Source organism: Pedobacter sp. (assembly GCF_045628745.1).
GTDB lineage: Bacteria > Bacteroidota > Bacteroidia > Sphingobacteriales > Sphingobacteriaceae > Pedobacter.
Genome location: NZ_JAZQPU010000115.1, coordinates 1 through 1,677, shown reverse-complemented (window position 1 = coordinate 1,677; position 1,677 = coordinate 1). Strand labels below are relative to the sequence as shown.

Genomic DNA, 1,677 nt, shown 5'->3' with positions numbered 1-1,677 from the left:
AGACATTGATACCAAGAAAATCAATGAAGCAGGTCTTGAAGAAGATTCAAGTGCTGGGGCAAGCACCATTGTAGCCTATATTGCTGGTGTTTTTATGTTTATGTTCATTATGCTTTATGGCGTACAGGTAATGCGCGGGGTGATTGAAGAAAAAACCAGTCGCATTATCGAAATCATGATTTCTTCTGTTAAACCTTTCCAGCTCATGATGGGCAAGATCATCGGCATTGCCCTGGTAGGCTTAACCCAATTTATTTTGTGGATTGTACTTACCTTCTCCATTTCTGGCTTGGCGATGTCTGCATTTGTTGATAAAGAGGCTATGAAAGAAGTAACCATGGCTACGCAAACCAACGGATCACCGGTAGCACAAATTGCCAATGCTGACACCAATGAGCTGGCAGTGATGCAGAAAAGCATGGCTAACCTTGAACTTGGCAAAATCATCGCCGTTTTCTTTTTCTATTTTATTGGCGGTTATATGTTTTATGGCGCACTTTATGCCGCCATAGGTTCTGCTGTGGACAGTGAAACAGAGACACAGCAATTTATGTTTCCGGTAATGATGCCCTTGCTTTTAGGTTATGTATTATCTTTGAGCGTCGTAACAAATGACCCTTACGGCCCTATGGCATTCTGGCTTTCCATTATTCCATTTACCTCGCCCATTGCCATGATGGTGAGAATGCCTTATGGCGTTCCCGATTGGCAACTGGCCCTGTCAATGTTTTTATTGGTCATCGGCTTTATCGGTACGGTCTGGATGGCCTCCAGAATTTACCGTGTGGGAATTTTAATGTACGGCAAGAAAACAAATTTAAAAGAAATGGTGAAGTGGTTCACCTATAAAAATTAAAAAAATTACACATTCATGAAAGCAGCCGCCATAGATATAGGTACCAACACTTTTCATTTGATTATTGCAGACCTTTCTGCCGGAAAAGTGGAGGTGAGCTACAAAACAAATGTCCCGGTAAAATTGGGCGAAGGGCGGCTGAATGAAAATATCATTATCCCTGCAGCCTTCGAAAGAGGGCTGCATACTTTAAAGCAGTTTAGCGAAGAACTGAAAAAACAGGGCGTTGAAATGCTGAAAGCAACGGCAACCTCGGCCGTGCGCAGTGCTATTAATGGTGCCGACTTTGTTAAAGCCGTCAAAGAAAGCACAGGCATTGACATAGAAGTTATTTCTGGCGAGCAGGAAGCTGCTTACATCTTCAAAGGTGTACAGGCAACAGGTGTATTGAAAAACACCTCGCTGGTGATGGATATTGGCGGTGGCAGCACCGAATTTATCATCTGCAAACCTGATGAGGTACTTTGGAAAAAAAGCTATAACGTTGGCGCTGCCAGGTTAATGCAGGCTTATTTTTATTCAGACCCCATTTCAAAAGAAGATCAGTCTGCTATTAACCAACATTTAACTAACCTACTGGCTGACCTGAAGCTTGCCTTTAAACAATACCAGCCTACTGTTTTAGTAGGTTCTGCTGGGGCTTTTGAAACCTTCGCAGAAATGCTTAACCCCGGTCTTGATTTAAAAAACCTGGCCACCACTCCTATTGATTATGCCGGCTACCGCCAACTCGCAGAGACCTTAATAAACTCTACCCATGAGGAAAGAGCCCAAATGAAAGGTTTAATTCCATTGCGGGTAGATATGATTGTAATGGCCTC

At 43.0% G+C, this 1,677-nt stretch carries 2 protein-coding genes; both read left to right on the top strand.

Translation table 11 applies throughout. The features are described from left to right. Nucleotides 1-856: ABC transporter permease (locus ACR2F7_RS04920; RefSeq protein WP_432712477.1), on the top strand; the 856-nt coding region annotated here is incomplete at its 5' end. Between the two features lie 15 nt (nt 857-871). Next, nucleotides 872-1,677 (top strand): exopolyphosphatase (locus ACR2F7_RS04915; protein WP_432712476.1); only part of this gene is annotated, 806 nt, incomplete at its 3' end.